This window comes from Bradyrhizobium symbiodeficiens (genome assembly GCF_002266465.3).
GTDB lineage: Bacteria > Pseudomonadota > Alphaproteobacteria > Rhizobiales > Xanthobacteraceae > Bradyrhizobium > Bradyrhizobium symbiodeficiens.
In genome coordinates this window covers 4,393,151-4,408,474 of sequence record NZ_CP029427.2, presented here as the reverse complement: position 1 = coordinate 4,408,474, position 15,324 = coordinate 4,393,151, and the positions used below count along the sequence as shown (strand labels likewise).

The 15,324-nt window shown below is 64.7% G+C and carries 19 protein-coding genes, 1 tRNA gene and 1 pseudogene; 11 read left to right on the top strand and 10 right to left on the bottom strand.

Translation table 11 applies throughout. The features are described from left to right. Positions 1-84: 84 nt before the first annotated feature. Positions 85-1,605: a PAS domain-containing sensor histidine kinase gene (locus tag CIT39_RS20555; protein ID WP_094971895.1), complete on the bottom strand. Its 1,521-nt coding sequence runs from the start codon at positions 1,603-1,605 to the stop codon at positions 85-87. 162 nt (positions 1,606-1,767) lie between these two features. Here CIT39_RS20555 and CIT39_RS20550 point away from each other — a divergent pair, with 162 nt between their 5' ends. Beyond that, positions 1,768-1,926: a DUF1731 domain-containing protein gene (locus CIT39_RS20550; RefSeq protein ID WP_244607414.1), complete on the top strand. Its 159-nt coding sequence runs from the start codon at positions 1,768-1,770 to the stop codon at positions 1,924-1,926. Between the two features lie 4 nt (positions 1,927-1,930). On the opposite strand, the gene CIT39_RS20545 is transcribed toward CIT39_RS20550, so the two are convergent. Beyond that, positions 1,931-2,785 carry a LysR family transcriptional regulator gene (locus CIT39_RS20545; RefSeq protein ID WP_094971894.1) on the bottom strand — a complete coding sequence of 285 codons (855 nt, stop codon included), beginning with the start codon at positions 2,783-2,785 and terminating at the stop codon, positions 1,931-1,933. A gap of 113 nt (positions 2,786-2,898) precedes the next feature. Here CIT39_RS20545 and CIT39_RS20540 point away from each other — a divergent pair, with 113 nt between their 5' ends. Further along, complete coding sequence (locus tag CIT39_RS20540) at positions 2,899-3,321, top strand: tautomerase family protein (protein ID WP_094971893.1); 423 nt, start codon at positions 2,899-2,901, stop codon at positions 3,319-3,321. 43 nt (positions 3,322-3,364) lie between these two features. On the opposite strand, the gene CIT39_RS20535 is transcribed toward CIT39_RS20540, so the two are convergent. Together CIT39_RS20535 and lipB are read right to left on the bottom strand one after the other, a co-directional pair. Next, complete coding sequence (locus CIT39_RS20535) at positions 3,365-4,078, bottom strand: DNA helicase (protein ID WP_101635005.1); 714 nt, start codon at positions 4,076-4,078, stop codon at positions 3,365-3,367. A gap of 198 nt (positions 4,079-4,276) precedes the next feature. Then, a complete protein-coding gene (lipB, locus tag CIT39_RS20530; protein WP_094971892.1) occupies positions 4,277-5,014 on the bottom strand; it encodes a lipoyl(octanoyl) transferase LipB in 738 nt (245 codons plus the stop codon). 94 nt (positions 5,015-5,108) lie between these two features. On the opposite strand from lipB, the gene CIT39_RS20525 reads away from it, so the two are divergent. Then, entirely contained in the window at positions 5,109-5,351 is a 243-nt protein-coding gene (locus CIT39_RS20525) for a FliM/FliN family flagellar motor switch protein (protein ID WP_011088012.1), read from the top strand. A 210-nt stretch (positions 5,352-5,561) separates the two neighbouring features. Next, positions 5,562-5,646 (top strand) — tRNA-Leu (locus CIT39_RS20520). Between the two features lie 8 nt (positions 5,647-5,654). Here CIT39_RS20520 and CIT39_RS20515 read toward each other — a convergent pair. The 3 genes from CIT39_RS20515 to CIT39_RS20505 form a co-directional block, all read right to left on the bottom strand. Beyond that, positions 5,655-5,840: a hypothetical protein gene (locus CIT39_RS20515; protein ID WP_094971891.1), complete on the bottom strand. Its 186-nt coding sequence runs from the start codon at positions 5,838-5,840 to the stop codon at positions 5,655-5,657. Continuing rightward, positions 5,837-7,051, bottom strand: coding sequence for a zinc metallochaperone GTPase ZigA (gene zigA, locus CIT39_RS20510; RefSeq protein WP_094971890.1), 1,215 nt, complete (start codon positions 7,049-7,051; stop codon positions 5,837-5,839). Before zigA ends, CIT39_RS20515 begins: the two co-directional genes overlap by 4 nt. Before the next feature lie 335 nt (positions 7,052-7,386). Further along, the gene (locus CIT39_RS20505) at positions 7,387-7,713 is read right to left on the bottom strand and encodes a DNA-binding protein (RefSeq protein ID WP_414645252.1); all 327 of its coding nucleotides are present in this window, start codon (positions 7,711-7,713) and stop codon (positions 7,387-7,389) included. Between the two features lie 182 nt (positions 7,714-7,895). Here CIT39_RS20505 and CIT39_RS20500 point away from each other — a divergent pair, with 182 nt between their 5' ends. Next, the gene (locus CIT39_RS20500) at positions 7,896-8,504 is read left to right on the top strand and encodes a cysteine hydrolase family protein (protein ID WP_094971888.1); all 609 of its coding nucleotides are present in this window, start codon (positions 7,896-7,898) and stop codon (positions 8,502-8,504) included. A gap of 204 nt (positions 8,505-8,708) precedes the next feature. Here CIT39_RS20500 and CIT39_RS20495 read toward each other — a convergent pair whose 3' ends face one another. Together CIT39_RS20495 and CIT39_RS20490 are read right to left on the bottom strand one after the other, a co-directional pair. Then, a complete protein-coding gene (locus tag CIT39_RS20495; RefSeq protein WP_094971887.1) occupies positions 8,709-9,242 on the bottom strand; it encodes a hypothetical protein in 534 nt (177 codons plus the stop codon). A gap of 11 nt (positions 9,243-9,253) precedes the next feature. Further along, a complete protein-coding gene (locus CIT39_RS20490) occupies positions 9,254-10,429 on the bottom strand; it encodes a zinc-dependent alcohol dehydrogenase (protein WP_094971886.1) in 1,176 nt (391 codons plus the stop codon). A gap of 164 nt (positions 10,430-10,593) precedes the next feature. Here CIT39_RS20490 and CIT39_RS20485 point away from each other — a divergent pair. The 6 genes and pseudogenes from CIT39_RS20485 to CIT39_RS20460 all read left to right on the top strand — a co-directional run. After that, a pseudogene (locus CIT39_RS20485) lies at positions 10,594-10,875 on the top strand (SDR family NAD(P)-dependent oxidoreductase); the annotation flags it as partial. A 230-nt stretch (positions 10,876-11,105) separates the two neighbouring features. After that, positions 11,106-11,306, top strand: coding sequence for a hypothetical protein (locus CIT39_RS20480; protein WP_094972480.1), 201 nt, complete (start codon positions 11,106-11,108; stop codon positions 11,304-11,306). A gap of 521 nt (positions 11,307-11,827) precedes the next feature. Beyond that, positions 11,828-12,031 (top strand): hypothetical protein, encoded by a 204-nt coding sequence (locus CIT39_RS20475; RefSeq protein WP_094971885.1) that lies wholly within the window; start codon positions 11,828-11,830, stop codon positions 12,029-12,031. A gap of 5 nt (positions 12,032-12,036) precedes the next feature. Beyond that, on the top strand, positions 12,037-12,237 hold the full coding sequence (locus tag CIT39_RS20470) for a hypothetical protein (RefSeq protein ID WP_094972479.1): 201 nt from the start codon (positions 12,037-12,039) through the stop codon (positions 12,235-12,237). A 62-nt stretch (positions 12,238-12,299) separates the two neighbouring features. Next, positions 12,300-13,376, top strand: coding sequence for a flavodoxin family protein (locus CIT39_RS20465; RefSeq protein ID WP_094971884.1), 1,077 nt, complete (start codon positions 12,300-12,302; stop codon positions 13,374-13,376). Continuing rightward, positions 13,373-14,272, top strand: a complete 900-nt coding sequence (locus CIT39_RS20460) for an NAD(P)/FAD-dependent oxidoreductase (protein ID WP_094971883.1) — start codon at positions 13,373-13,375, stop codon at positions 14,270-14,272. Before CIT39_RS20465 ends, CIT39_RS20460 begins: the two co-directional genes overlap by 4 nt. A 2-nt stretch (positions 14,273-14,274) precedes the next feature. Here CIT39_RS20460 and CIT39_RS20455 read toward each other — a convergent pair whose 3' ends face one another. Beyond that, positions 14,275-15,234, bottom strand: coding sequence for a GlxA family transcriptional regulator (locus tag CIT39_RS20455; RefSeq protein WP_094971882.1), 960 nt, complete (start codon positions 15,232-15,234; stop codon positions 14,275-14,277). Between the last annotated feature and the right edge of the window lie 90 nt (positions 15,235-15,324).

Sequence of the window (15,324 nt, the reverse complement as noted above, 5' to 3'; positions counted from 1 at the left end):
CCCACCACGACTTTCGCGATCGTCGTAAAATGGTGGGCACGCTTCGCTTTGCCCACCCTACGAAGGGTTCACCTCTCGAGAACCTCACCTTGGCAGCTTGGCGATCGCCTCGCTCAGCTCGTGGATTTCGTACGGCTTGCGCAGGATCGGAAAATCGCCGCGCACGCCGGCGGCGACCTCGCTGTAGCCGGTGGCGAGCAGGATCGGCAGGCCAGGGCGGATCTCGCGGAGATGATGGGCGAGGGTGAGGCCGTCCATTTTGCCGGGCATGACGATGTCGGAGAACACGAAGTCGACGCCGTTGCTCTCGATCTCACGCAAGGCGGCTTCGGCGTCCGCGACCCGGCGCACCTGGTAGCCGAGCTGTTCGAGCAGGCCGATGCTGACCAGCGCGACGTCCGGATTGTCCTCTACCAGCAATACTGTGCCGCTGCCGCGGAACGCCGGCTCTCCCGTCATCTCTTGTGATGGGGCTTCGTTCCCGCGCGGCAGCAGGATCGTGAACGTCGTGCCCTTGCCGAGCTCGCTTGCAACCTTCACCGTGCCGCCGGCCTGATGGGCGAAGCCGTGGACCTGGGACAGGCCGAGGCCGGTGCCTTTTCCGATCGGCTTGGTGGTGAAGAACGGCTCGAAGATCTTGTCGAGAACGTCGGAGGGAATGCCGAACCCGGTGTCGGTGACGTCGATTGCGACGAAATCGCCGGCGCGCGGCGCCTCGTCCAGCACGACATTGCGCGCGCCGATCGTCACCGTGCCGCCGTCGGGCATCGCGTCGCGGGCATTGATGACGAGGTTGAGCAGCGCAGTCTCGAGTTCTGATGCGTCGGTCTTGAGCGGCCAGACGTCGCCGCCGATCTCGAAGTCCAGGCGCACGGAGCTGCCGACGCCGGCATCGAGCACCTCGCGGATCGCCGCGATGCGTTCGGCAAAATCGATCGCCTGCGGATTGACGCTCTGCCGCCGCGCGAAGGTGAGGAGCTGGTTGGTGAGCGCAGCGCCGCGCTTGGTGGCGGTTTCGATCGCCGAGATCGCGCGCTGAAGCTTGGTCGGGTCGTCGGCGCCCCGCTTCAGCATGTGCAGGCTGCCGCTGATGATCATCAGCAGGTTGTTGAAGTCGTGGGCGACCCCGCCGGTGAGTTGTCCCAGCGCATCGAACTTCTGGGACTCGGCGAGCTGCTTCTGCATCGCCTCGAGCTTGAGCTGGGTATTGCGGCGTTCGGTGATGTCGCGCGTGATCTTGGCGAAGCCGACCAGCTCGCCGCCCTCGTAGATCGGGTCGATCACCACGCTCGCCCAGAAGAAGGTGCCGTCCTTGCGGACCCGCCAGCCTTCCTCCTCGTAGCGGCCCTTTTCCCTGGCGATGCCGAGCGCACGGGCGGGCTTGCCGTTGGCGCGGTCGGTCTCGGTGTAGAAGCGGGAGAAATGCTGGCCGAGGATCTCGTTTGGCGAGTAGCCCTTGATGCGTTCGCCGCCGATGTTCCAGCTGGTGATGATCCCCCTGGGATCGAGCATATAGAGGGCGTAGTCCGCAACTCCCTCAACCAACAGCCGGAAACTGCGCTCGCTCTCGAACAAGTCTCTCTGTTGACTGAATTTTTCGACCATTCCCGGACCCTGCCTCAACGGGGGCAAACGCCGCAAGGGGGAGATGGTTCCCCGATGTTGGAACATTTTTAGGCATATGTCCGCCTCCGTATACGGGGAGAAGCCAACCTGACAAGGGAGTGGTCACCGAGGAACTCGGCCGCCCGCCTGCGTCGGCCCGCGGTGTTCCGCATTCCCGGCGGTCTGCTCCGCCGGCTCGGTGGCGGCTTCGCCGACGAGCTCCTACTTGGCGGTCAGCGCGTGCTGCCGAACAAGGCGCTGAGCCGCGGCTTCGTGTTCAGGCACGAAACGCTGCGCAGCGCATTCGAAGCGATCCTGTGAAGTATCAGGCGGTCGCCGCGCTCCGGAACGTCGCCGCCACCGCACGCAGCGCTGCAAGCTTCGCGGGATCGCTGACCTTGGAATGCAGCATCACCTTCGAGCTGCCGAGCTTCGGCAGCTTGTGCGCCGGCCCGATGTCGATCAGCCCGGAAGGTGCGATCCGCCGCGCCAGCGGCGCGATCGCAAGTCCGGCCAGCGCGGCGGCGACCACCGCCGTAACGCCGCCGCCGACGAAGCGCTCGCGCCAGGCGATGCCGGCCTTGTCGAGCGCGCGCACGGCAATGGCGCGGACGCCGCAGGGGGGAGCGAGGGTCGCAAGCGGCAGCGGCTCGCCCTTCGGCAGGGTGAGGCGTCGTGATGCGAACCAGCCAAAATCGTCCTCGGTGAGCTTCTCGCCGCCGCGGCGGCTGCCTTCCTGGCGGACGATCACGGCATCCAGCTCGCCCGCGTCGTAGGCGTCCTGCATCTCGCGCGAGAAGCCGATGGTCACGGCAAGGGTGAGGTTTGACGACATCGCGTGCAGGCGCTCCAGCAGCGGCACCAGTTCGGGCCCCGCCGCGTGGTCGGAGATGCCGAGCGAGAGCGATTGCGCGGCGGGGGCCTCACCCGACAGCGCGCGATCGTGCGCTGCCATCAGCGCGCGGGCGCGGTCGAGGAAGCTGGCGCCGTCGGCGGTGAGCCGGACGGCGCGCGGCGAGCGCTCGACGAGGCGTCTTGCCAGCAACGTCTCCAGCCGTTGCAGCTTGAGGCTGACCGCGGCCTGCGTGGTGCCGAGCGCTTCAGCGGCGCGGGTAAAGCTCTGAAGCTCGGCGACCAGCAGGAAGGCTTTGATCGTGGCGATGTCGAGGGTGGATGTCATTATGAATTGTTATCACTGGTATCAACAGAGATAAGATACCAAAATGACGAGAGGAGGTCTAGCTTCTCATCAACGCCGCGCAAATCCCGCGCTGCATCTCGAGGAGAGCCACCATGCCCCTGATCACCGTGTCCTACACCTCGTCCCGCCAGTCGCCCTCGCTGAAGGCCGACATCGCCAACGCCGTGTCCGAGCTCACCGCAAAGATTTTGCACAAGGATCCCAAGGTAACCGCCATCATCGTGAAGTCGGTCGAGGCCGGCGATTGGTTCGCCGGCGGCAAGTCGCTCGCCGAGCAGAAGCTTGCGAGCTACTGGATCGACATCCACGTCACCGAAGGCACCAACACCAAGGACGAGAAGGCCGCTTATCTCGTCGCCATGTTCAAGCGCATGGCCGAGATTTTGGGGCCGCTGCATCCCGAGACCTATCTGCATGTCGACGAGGTCAAGGGCGACGCCTACGGTTTCGGCGGCCTCACCCAGGAGCGCCGCTACATCGCCGGCAAGCTCGACGTGTCGCTGCAGGCGGCGTGAGGCTGCAAGCCGCGGGTGAGACATCTCACCCGCGGCCTGACCGTCAGCTTGCTGCCCGGAACTGGACTTCGGAATTGTTCAGGAAGCACGTCTTGTCGAACAGCTTCAGGTCGAGCGGATTTGGCAAGCGGACATCGTCGAGATCGGGGCAGGGCTTGACTGCGGGATCGTAGGACCGGTCGATCTGCGAGATGAAGACGACGATCAGTCCCTTGTCGCGTGCGAAGGATTTCAGCGCGCGGACCTGAACGGAGAGGTCGGGGTTTTCCCGCCGCTGGTCGAGCAGTTGCAGATAGTCGATCACCACGACTGTGCCGCGTGGCGCCGCGGCCATCTCCTTGACGATGTAATCGGCGCTGATGGCGTCGGAGCAATCGACCTCGAACATGTCAGCGAATTGCGCAGGGCTCGCGCCGATCGCCCGGATGCGCTCCAGCACATCTTTCTCGGTGTATTCGAGCGAGAAGAACGCAGCGCGATGGCCCGAGCGCATGGCTTCCACGGCCAGTTCGAGGCTCATCAGCGTCTTGCCATGGCCGGGCCGTGCGCCGACCAGCACCAGATCGCCCGGCCGGAATTGCGGAAACAGCCTGTTGGCCGGCGTGACGGCAGCGGCTTTCGCTGCGAGCATGCTCCAGGCGGAAAACCCTTCCGTCGTCGCGATGCGGTCAAGTGCATCGTGCAGCGGAATGCCTTCCTCGCGGGACAGGCGCTTCGCCTTGCGCTTCAGTTGGTAGATCGGTGCAGACAATCTCATCGTCAAAACCTCCCATGCGAGCTGAAAGCGCAATCCCTCCTTGTGCCTGGCGCTCGAACAGTCGGCCGATGATCAACTCGCCCGGCATGAATTCTGCTTTCCCGGCGGAGGGGGGAGGCGTGGGCGACGCCTGAGGCGAGCATAGCCGATTCCGCGAGGAGGGGAGAGCAGGCGCGATCAGGCCCGGGGAGAAAATTGTTAGACGGCCGCTTCCGGCACTAACGCGTTGGTCGGCCCGAACAGCTCCTCGAACGCCTGCCGAAGCGCGATGTCGACGTCGGCCATGGTCACGAGCTGGCCGAGATCGACCAGCGAGGTGACGCCATAGCGGGCGTCAGTAACGCCGCACGGCACGATGCCGTCGAAATGCGACAGCTCCGGCTCGACATTGATGGCGATGCCGTGGAACGAGACCCAGCGCTTCAGCCGCACGCCGATCGCCGCGATCTTGTCCTCGAAACCTTCGCCCTTGTCGGGCCGCTTCACCCAGACGCCGACCCGGTCCTCGCGCCGCTCGCCGCGGACGTTGAAGGCGGCGAGTGTGCGCAGAATCAGCTCCTCCAGGCTCGCGACATAGGCCCGGACGTCCGGCCGGCGGCGCTTGAGATCGAGCATGACATAGGCCACCCGCTGGCCGGGCCCGTGATAGGTCAGCTGGCCGCCGCGCCCGGTGGCGAAGATCGGGAAGCGGGGATCGCGCAGGTCGGCTTCCTTGCCCGAGGTGCCGGAGGTGTAGAGCGGGGGGTGTGCGAGCAGCCAGACCAGCTCCGGGGCCTCGCCCGCAGCAATGGCGGCGACCCGGGCTTCCATCGCGGCGACCGCCTCCGGATAGGGCACCGGCGCGTCCGAGATCCGCCACTCCACGGGCTGGCCGTGGGACGCCGAAAACGACGTCAAATCCAGCTCTTGGCGCGGGTTTTGGGGTAAATTAACCATTGGCTAACCATAACGTGGTGATCATTGCAGGTGCAAATGCCAAGTCCTTGTCCGAAGTCCTTGGTCCTTAGTCCCTGTTGCGGCGGTGCTGACAGTGCCTACTCTCGATAAAGTCACCGTGGATCTCATGGTCGTCCTCGGGACGACCACCATGCCGATCCATCAGGTATTACGTCTTTCCCGCGGCGCCATCATCGAGCTGGACGCAACCGAGGCCGACGAGGTCAAGGTTTTGGCCAATAATCTGCCGGTCGCCTCCGGCGTCGTGCTGGTCGACCGCAACCGGATCGCGGTCGAGGTCAAGCAGATGCTGCCGCGTACGCCGGGCACGCGGTAGCGGCCGGGGCACGCGGTAGCGGCCCGGGGATCCGATAGGGCACGGCAGCGGCCTGGGCCTGCGGCAAGAGCCGATTCGGGGGAGGAGCCGGAACTTTCCTGCAAAGCTGTGGAATTCAGGGCCTTTGCAGGCTTGTACCCCTCTGATGGATTTGTTAGATCGGCGCCGTTGATCCGGCTGGCCTTCAGGCCTCAAGCCGGCATCCCCAAAGCGCTCGTGGCGGAATTGGTAGACGCGCTGCCTTGAGGTGGCAGTGAGTAAAATCGTGGGGGTTCGAGTCCCTCCGAGCGCACCACCTTCATCTTATCGTTGTTTGGACTGGATTTCGGCGGCCGCCTCGTGCGCCGCCGGTTGATCCGACCGATCATGCGCGCCGCCGCCGGCAGGGACGTCCGGCGGGAAGATGCTGTCGTAGATCGCACGCGCCTCGCGGATGAGGCGCTGCCGCTCGAGGTCTGATTTGGAGGCGAAGCGGACGATTTTGGTCATTCGCGTTCCAGAATTTCGTTCGCGCGTCGCCAGACTGGAAACGGGTCTGCGAGCTTCGCCCATTCCGCGACGTTCATGGCCGGCTTGCCCGGGACCAGGCAGGCGTCCAAGCGTGCGCGAAGCGCGCTCTCGTCCATGCCCGCGCCGATGAACACGATTTCCTGGCGACGATCGCCATAGACGTCGTCCCAATTTGCGCGCAACCGCTTGCGCCAAAACGGGTCGTCCGGCCAGCGTTCCGTAGGCACGCTCGCCCACCAGAATCCGAGAGCCTCGGTGCGCGTGATCGCGCCGGCCTGGCTGATCTCGCCAAGCCATTGCGGGCGCGTCGCCAGCCAGAAATGTCCCTTGCCGCGAATGACACCGGGCCAGGGTTCTCGCACGAACTTGTCGAATTTTTCGGGGTCGAACGGCCGGCGCGCGCGATAGACGAAACTGGTGACGCCGTATTCCTCCGTCTCCGGCACATGATCGGCGAAGCCGTAGAGTTCCCTGAACCAGAGCGGATGCGCTTGCGCCTTTTCGAAGTCGAACCGGCCGGTGTCGAGAATGCGATCGAAGGGGACCCGGCTGTGATTGGCTTCGATCAGTTCTGCTTCCGGATTGAGCGCCCGGATGATCTTTCGCGCGGCTTCGCGTTGCGCCGGCGAGGCGTCATCGACCTTGTTGAGCACGATCACGTCCGCAAACTCGATCTGCTCGACGAGGAGATCGACCAGCGTGCGCTTGTCGTTCGCCAGCGCTTCGCCGCGTTGCTCCAGGAAATCCGTCGATGAATAATCCCTCAACAGATTCACCGCGTCGACCACGGTGACCATGGTGTCGAGGCGTGCCACGTCGGAGAGGCTTTCGCCATCCTCGGAGCGGAAGTCGAAGGTCGCCGCAACCGGCAGCGGCTCGGAGATGCCGGTGGATTCGATCAGCAGATAGTCGAACCGGTCGTTTTCGGCGAGGGCGCGGACCTCCTTCAGGAGGTCGTCGCGCAGCGTGCAGCAGATGCAGCCGTTGGTCATCTCGACCAGCTTCTCATCAGTCCTGGACAGGTTCGCACCGCCATCGCGGACCAAATCCGCATCGATGTTCACCTCGCTCATGTCGTTCACGATCACCGCCACCTTCAGGCCGTGCCGGTTGTTCAGGACGTGGTTCAGCAAAGTGGTCTTTCCAGCCCCGAGGAAGCCGGACAAGACGGTGACGGGGAGTTTTCGCATGGAGATCGAACAGTCTTTTCAAGGGGATACGGGGAGGGCGAGGCATTGGCACCGGATATGTAATGTTATAACATTACATTCGTTATCGGCGGCGTCGTCAAGCCGCTTTGCGCTTCAGCCGGAGTTACGAACGTTCAAGTGATTGTTCTTTGCCCGTACGGAGCGGTCGTGGCAGGCAAAATGCCGAGACCAGCGGCGAGATCGAAGGGCGGGCAGAGTAACCCCAGCGGCCCGGCGTAGAAATCGAACTGAACGTCAAGCCGGTTGCGCATGATTGCGGCAAGTACACCTTGGCACGCGTCACAAGCTCGGCGGCTTCTCGCTCGGAGAAGGGTTCATTTCGCGCGATAGAACAGCGCGCGCCCTGCTGGAATGAGCTGGAGTAGAATATCGTAGTCGCCGACGTTCGCGGTCAGAACAACCAGACCTAGCTTTTGCGCTTGAAGGAATAGCACGCAATCCTGGAGCGCGCGAAGCTTGGCGTCTTTCTCGTAGCCTTGGGGACGGCAGAGTATCCCCGACAACAGCGCAGCGCGTCCGAGAACCTCGGTGTCCGGCGCAAAGATACGATGTGGTGGCATTGCTCTGATCTGCCTGCCGATCACTTCAATAACACCAGCGGTTCGCGCGTCGAATGGATCCAATACGCTGACCGTGTGCATCAATTTCAAGGTCTGCCCTGCTCGACGAACAGCGTGCACACCTTCGGATCGCTCCGCTCCCAGCTCCATGATTTGACGCTGGCCTATTGCGGCTCGATCCCGGCCGCGGCGGCGGTTCGGAACCAAAACCTTCGCCTTCGCATTCGCTATGAACAGCCGAATGCGCCTGACGGTGGAGGACGATGAGAGACAGCACGTCGGAAGTGGCCGAGATCAGGGAGGCGGTTCACCTCTGCATCGACATGCAGAACATTTTCGCCCCCGGCGGTCTGTGGGCAACGCCGTGGATGGAGCGGGTTCTGCCGACGATCGCCTCGATCGTCGCGCACCATCGGGCCAGGACGATCTTCACGCGTTTCATCACGCCGCAGGATCCGGAAGATCGACCTGGTCAGTGGCAGAACTATTTTCGCCGCTGGAGCCAGGCGACCCGCAGGCAGCTTCCGCCATCCGCACTCGAGCTCGTGCCCGCTCTGAGCAAGTTCGTTCCGCCTGCGGCCGTGATCGACAAGCCGGCCTATTCCGCATTCAGCAATCCGGCTCTCGCGAGCCTGCTGGTCGACAAGAAGATCGGCACGGTCGTGATCTCGGGCGCGGAGACGGACGTCTGCGTGCTCTCGACGGTGCTGAGTGCGGTCGATCTCGGCTTCAGGATCGTCATCGTCGAGGACGCATTGTGCAGCTCGTCCGACGTCGGGCACGACGCGCTCATGACGATGTATCGCACCCGCTTTCACGGCCAGGTCGACCTGGTGACCGCGGAGGAGCTTGCGGAGTTCTGGCGCGAGTAGGGGCGTTCAATTGACGTTGTCGGCGAGCATGTCGCGAACCTGCCTCCCGACCCACGCCGCTGACCCCGGCGCCTGAAGGGGTGGTGACGCCGGGGTCGCGGTTTCGCGTAGTCTGCCTCCGGCAGGGGGGACGTCGGAGGTGATGATCAGACGCGCCGACGCGCGGATGGTTCCTCGCGGCCTCTGCGCGGATCGAGCCTGAGGTCACGCCTTGGCGGGCGCTGCGATCTGCCTGGCCGCGTTTCGCGCGCCCTCGATGCCATTGGGGAAGCCGCTGCGGTTCGGATACAGCTTGCGCCGTGCATCCCGCGCCGGCCGCCTCGGCTTGGTATCCTGTGCGGCGCGATAGTCGAGAAGCGCGATGCCGCCGACCGCCAGCAGCGCCAGCGCGATGTTGCCCTTCTTGGGATTGTCGGCTGTCAGCCCCGATAGCAGCGCGGCGGCATCGAGCCCGTCGCCGCCGACGCGGGCCCACAGACCTGCATTCTTGTCGACCGACAGCGACATGATCCCTGCCATGATCTCGCGCACGCCGAAGGCGCGGACCATGGTCTCATGGCCTTCCATGCCCAGCGTCTCCGTGACGCGCCGCGGCGCGAACAATTCGACGACGCCAAGGCCGATGCTGAACCAGCCAAGCGCGCGGGCAAGTTGGTCTTCCGGCCGCTTCAGGCTCGGTCCACCCTCGATAATCTTCGGGTCGCCCTTGGTGCGGACGATGTTGGAGAAATGAAACATGGCTTGCTCCTTCAGGGCTTCAGCACGACCTTGACGCAGGAGTCGCGCTTGTCGCGAAACACCTGGTACATCTCCGGTCCCTGTTCGAGCGGGACGGTGTGGGTGATGACGAAGGACGGATCGATCTCGCCCCCCTCGATGCGGTGGAGCAGGTCGTCGGTCCAGCGGTTGACGTGGGTCTGGCCGGTCCGCATCGTGAGCCCTTTGTTCATGAAAGCGCCCATCGGCAGCATGTCGGACAGGCCGCTGTACACGCCCGGCACCGAAATGATGCCGCCCGGCCTGCACACATAGATCATCTCACGCAGCACGTGGGGCCGGTCGCTCTCGGCCATCACCATCTGCTTGGCGCGGTCGAGCAGCGTGTCGGGCAGCGAGGCCATCACATGCGATTCCATGCCGACGCAGTCGATGCATTTTTCCGGTCCCCTGCCGTCGGTGAGATCGTTCAGCCGCTCCAGCACGCTTTCGGTCTCGAAGTTGATGGTGGTGGCGCCGCCGGCTTCCGCCATGCTCAGTCGTTCGGGCAGGCAGTCGATCGCGATCACCTGGTTAGCGCCGAGCAGGACGGCGCTGCGGATTGCCATCTGTCCCACGGGGCCGCAGCCCCAGATCGCGACCGTGTCGGTCGGCTCGATGTCGCATTGCGCCGCGGCCTGCCAGCCCGTCGGGAAGATGTCGCTGAGGAACAGCAGCTGCTCGTCGGGGATCCCTGACGGCACCTTGATGTGGGTGGCGTCGGCAAAGGGCACGCGGAGATATTCGGCTTGGCCGCCGGGATAGCCGCCGGTCAGATGGGTGTAGCCGAACAGGCCCGCGGTGGCGTGACCGAAAGCCTTGTCGGCAAGATGGCGCTTGCGGTTGGTGGTCTCGCACACGGAAAAATTGCCGCGCTTGCACTGGTCGCATTCGCCGCAGATGATCGTGAACGGCACGACGATGCGGTCGCCCTTCTTCAGCTTGCCGTCGACGCCGGAACCGACCTCGACCACTTCGCCCATGGTCTCGTGGCCCATGATGTCACCGGGCAGCATGCCCGGAATGAAATTGTGGAAGAGATGCAGGTCGGAGCCGCAGATGGCGCAGCTCGTGACCTTGATGATGGCATCGCGCGGATCCTGGATTTCGGGATCGGTGACGGTGTCGCAGCGGATGTCCTCCTTGCCGTGCCAAACCAGCGCCTTCATCTTGCATTCTCCCGACTGAGCCAGTTGGCATCTAAGTCGAGGGGTGAACGATGGTTGCTAGCCGATGTGCAATTCTTCGCCCTGCACCGGCTCGCGCAAACACCGAAGCAAATAGGAACGAGAGCGCAGAACGATGATTGGGCATCATCAGCCCAATCATCGCGCTGCGCGACAGCGGCGTCACCGTTACCTGCCTGATGCCGGGCGCAACCGACACCGAGTTCTTCCGCCGCGCCGGGATGATGGATACCAAGGTTGACCCCGAGAAGAAGGACGGCACCTACGGCGTCGCCAAGGCGGGCTTCGATGCGATGCTGCGCGGGGAGTCCGATATCGTTACCGGGCTGAAGAACAAGATCCAGACCACGGTCGCCAACGTCACGCCGAACGAGCTGCTGGCCAGGCAGCACCGCAAGATGGCGGAGCCGGGCACGGCGAAGTCCTAGGGCAATACCGGTCGCGTTCTTCGCGGCGCGCCATTTCGTCGACAATGTTCGGTGATTTGCACTGGGGTCAAGCAGTGCGTCGAGACGAGGTGCGATGATTTTTTTCGTCGCCGCCGCGCAACCGTCCGGCGTCGGAGACGTTTATCGTTCGTCGGCTCGGATTGGCCGAGAGCCAGTTTAGAACGGAACGCAACGGCGCGCTCGGCCTCATGCACAGGGGAGGACGCTTCGTGACGACACGCCATCGATTCAAGCAGAGAGACGTTCTCGAGGTGCGGCTCGCCGCTGAGGCCGAGAGACTACGCGAAGAAGCCAAGTCGCTTCCGCCCGGAGTAGCTCGCGACGAGATGTTGCGAAGGGCGCGTCAGGCGGAAACGGGGTCGCAGATGAGCGAGTGGCTGCGCTCGCCCGGCCTGCAGCCGCCGGACTAGGCGGCCGCCGTGGGAGCCGGCCCGGCGGCCACTTCCGTCACCGCCGCTTTGCCGTCTTGGCCCGTCGGTTGTAGGGAGAGCGGTTGACCGGACGCAACGAAATCCCCTCGCGCTGCGCCTGCTGCGAATGGCTGCGACCGGACGCTGCAGCTTGAGACTCATGACGCCCGTCGGCGTGTTGCCCTTCGCGAGCTGCTTCAGCTTGCTCACATCCGCGGGCGTCCACGGCTGGCGCGAGCGGCGCTTGTATGCGGGGTTGGCCTTACGTGGCCCTTTGCGGCCGATCGGTGATCCCGGCCGTTTCCATGCTGTCTTGGCCATGACGTTTCTCCTTCAGTCGCTTCTGCAACTCGTTCTTGAACATACGAATCGGTATTTCGGTTCCGTCGCAGCGCGTTTCGGGCAAAATCCCGTGGCGTTAACATATTGAAATGCCGGAACCGTCGGGCGCGGCGGAAGCTACGGACATCAGCAGCGGGTTGCCGCTGTCCGCCCATCGAAAAGCAAAGCCGTGAAAGACGATGACCGCCACACGCAACCGCAGGAAACAGACCCAATCGCTTCAGGAACGGTTGGCCGCATTCGCCGAGAACGCTCGCAAGCGCGCACTCAGCCTGCCGCCCGGCAAGGAGCGCGAGTTGCTGCTGCAGCGCGCCAAGCAGAACGAAGTGACCTCGAACCTGACGGATTGGCTGAGCGCACCGGTTTGCCCGAAACGCGGATGATGACGATGCGGAGCTTCAAGCACTACCGCGCGTTCCAGATCGATCCGGACGGGCACGTGTTCGGATGCATCAATCTCGTCTGCGACGACGACGAGCAGGCCAAGCGCGAGGCCGCCGCACTCGTGCTGGCGCACCGCATCGAGCTGTGGCGGCTGGACCAGCGCATCGCGAAATTCGACGCGCCACTGGAAGCGGTCCGCCAGTAAGGCCAAGGAACCGCGCGGAGCGCCCCGGGTTGGTCGCAGGACCCACCTTGCCGGGAGCCAGCATGACGGATGCCGAAATTCGCAAAGGGATGCCGCCCGTCAAGCTGTCGCGCGGTGAATTCGAACAGCGTTACAAGGGCCAGTTCGTCGATCCCGCCTTCGCCCCGCTCCAGCGTGAGCTCGATGCCATCACCGAAGCCGCCTGGGACGCCTACAGCCATTCGCGCAAGGCGCCGTTGACGCGGAAGGCGGGCGCAGGCTTTTCCGATCCCGACTACGACATCGCCATCGACTGGCTCGACGCGCGTGCCAGGATTCTCCAGGCACAGCGACGGCACGACGATGCGAACGAGACGCCGCGAATCCTGATCATCAACGGTTCGGCCCGCAGCGAGCACACCTGTCCCGGCGAGATGTCCAAGACCTGGCGCCTGGTCAAGCTGGCCGAACCTGTGTTCGTCGAGATGGGGTTTGCCGTGGATATCCTGGATCTGTCGCGCCTCGCCTCGGAGTTCGGCAAGACGATCCATCCCTGCAAATCCTGCGTCTCGACCGCGATGCCGCTCTGCCACTGGCCCTGCAGCTGCTATCCGAACTATTCGCTGGGGCAGACCGACGACTGGATGAACGAGATCTATCCGCTGTGGGTCGCCGCCCACGGCATCCTGATCGTGACGCCGGTGAACTGGTATCACGTGCCCTCGGGGCTCAAGGCGATGATTGACCGCATGGTCTGTGCCGATGGCGGCAATCCCGACCCGACCTCGACGCACGGCAAGAAGGCCGATGAAGCCAAGGCGCTGGAGCTGAAGGGATGGCCCTATCCGCGTCATCTCGCCGGCCGTCATTTCGGTGTCGTCGTTCACGGCGATGCCGTCGGTGCCGAGGGCGTGCGCCGCGGCTTGTCGGATTGGCTGACCGACATGCAGCTGATCTCGGCGGGCCGCTTCGCCGAACTCGACGGCTATGTCGGCTACATGGAGCCCTATGCCACCGCGCATCACGCACTCGATGAAGACTGCGAATTCCAGCAGGAGGTGCAGAACGCGGCGCGCGCGCTGGGCAACGCCGTCCGGCTGGCGCGGAGCGGACACCTGCAGGAGCCCGGCCGCGGTCTTGCGGACCCGAATCCCAAATGACGCCCGCGCGGTTTGACTGCCTGGTCGTCGGTGGCGGCCCCGCCGGGCTGATGGCCGCGATCTATCTGGCACGCTTCCGCCGCAGCGTCTGTGTGGCGGACGCCGGCGCCAGCCGGGCTGCGCTGATCCCGCGCAGCCACAATGTTCCGGGCTTCGTCCACGGACTATCAGGCACGGACCTGATCGCGCGCATGTCGGCGCAGTTGGGCGAGCTCGCTGTTGTGCGTGTGGAAGCCGAGGTCACCGCCCTGCAGCGACGCGACGGCGGCTTTCAGGCGATCTGGAACGGCGGCGCGCACGAAGCCACCACCGTCATCCTCGCCAGCGGCATCGTCGACATCCATCCTCCGTTCGAGCAGTGGCGCGCTGCGGTCGCGGACGGACTGCTGCGCTATTGTCCCGTCTGCGACGCCTTCGAGGCGATCGACCGCCGCATCGGCATCGTCGGCCCGCTTCGCCGGGCTGCCGGCAAGGCGCTGTTCCTGCGCGGTTACTCGCGCGAGGTGACGCTGCTCGCAACCGGAGAAGACCACGACGAGAGCGCGAGATCGGAGCTGGCCGAGGCCGGAGTCGAGATCGTGTCCGCGCCCGACCTGCGTCTGCGGCGGAGGGTGGGAGGCCTCGAGGCTGTCCTGGCCTGTGGCCGGACGATGCAGTTCGATGTGGTCTATCCGGCGATGGGGGCCGAGGTGCGTTCGCAGCTCGCGGTCTCGCTGGGCGCCGAGCATAGCGGGGAGGGCTTTCTGAAGGTCGACGACCATTTGCGCACCTCGGTTGACGGTCTTTACGGCATCGGCGACGTCGTCACCGACCTGCACCAGATCTCTGTCGCATTCGGTCACGCCGCGCTTGCCGCCTGCACGATCCACCACAGCCTGCCGCGCCGCCTGGCGTGACCCTAGGTTCGACCGGCCGCTTCGCTTACGCTTCGCGCCGAGCGTCGCAGCGACTGCGGCGGCTGGCCGAATGCGCGGATGAAGGCTCTGCGCATCCGCTCGGGGTCGCGAAAGCCCGTGGACTGGGCGACGCGCTCGATGGCCTCTCCGGAGGACTGCACCCGCTCGCGCGCCACCTCGACCCGCAAGCGCTCGACCGCCTTGGTCGGCGTCGATCCGGTCTCGGCGATGAAGGAGCGGACGAAATGCCGGGTGCTCAATCCGGCGCGTTCGGCCAGCGCCTCCACCGTGAGATGCGCATCCAGATTCTCGCGCACCCATGAAAGAAGGCTGCCGAAGCGGCCGTTCGGCGTCTTGAGCTCCAGCAAGGTCGAGAACTGCGATTGTCCGCCGCTGCGGCGATGATAGAGCACCAACTGCCGCGCGGTCGCTTGCGAGACCTCCTCGCCGTGGTCCTGTGCGATCATGGCGAGCGCCAGATCGATCCCGGCCGTGATGCCGGCCGACGTCCACACTCGATCGTCGCGGATGAAGATCTGGTCCGGTTCGAGCCTCACCTTCGGGTAGCGTCCGATGAAGTCGCGGGTGCAGGACCAGTGCGTGGTCGCGCAGCGGCCGTCCAGCAGTCCGGCCTGCGCGAGCAGATAGGCGCCGTTGCAGACGCTGGCGATGCGCACGCCGCGGCTCGCGAGTCGTTGAATGAAGGCGATCGTCGTCTTGCAGCGTGCCGCGGCCTCAACACCCTCTCCACCCGCGACGAACAGCGTCGTCACCGCGCTTGCCGATCGCAGATTGCGCGCCAGCATCTCGATGCCCGACGAGCTGCGCACGGCGCCCGCCTTCGTTGCGACCGTGATCACGCGCGGCGCGTCCGGCGTGTGACGCCTGGCGATCTCGAACACCGAGATCGGACCGGCCGCATCCAGCAACTGGAATTCGGGAAAGATCAGGAAGCCGATCATGGGCGTGTCCAGAATTGAGGGAATTAAGCCATTTCGACCGCAAGGCCAACATGGCAGGCTGCAACCGTCAAGCGCGTTGTCGAGGTTGGA